The 251-nt window shown below is 46.6% G+C and carries 1 pseudogene; it reads right to left on the bottom strand.

Annotated features, from left to right (window positions below):
* Positions 1-37: 37 nt before the first annotated feature.
* Positions 38-251: pseudogene (locus R0J88_RS22075) on the bottom strand (hypothetical protein); the annotation flags it as partial.

Below are 251 nucleotides of genomic sequence, written 5' to 3'. Positions count from 1 at the left end.
AATTGCGCGTTTGGTTACGGTTTGTGCGTTTTGCTGCTTATTCCTCCAGTTTATGCGCTTTACCGTGTCGATTAAGCCCAAAAATTTTATAAATCGCCGTCACCGCCAGCATAAAGATGATGCCGACAAACAGCGACATACGCGTATCTTCATTAAAGTACATGCCGATCAAAACGCAAATCAGGAATGCCATTGTTACGTAGTTGGCCCACGGGAACAGGATTGAGCGGAACGGATGGCTGGCAATTGCC

Source organism: Pseudoalteromonas sp. SIMBA_162 (assembly GCF_046535955.1).
Classification (GTDB): domain Bacteria; phylum Pseudomonadota; class Gammaproteobacteria; order Enterobacterales; family Alteromonadaceae; genus Pseudoalteromonas; species Pseudoalteromonas marina.
The sequence above is the reverse complement of the archived record's forward strand: the minus strand, read 5'-3'. Positions and strand labels throughout refer to the sequence as shown.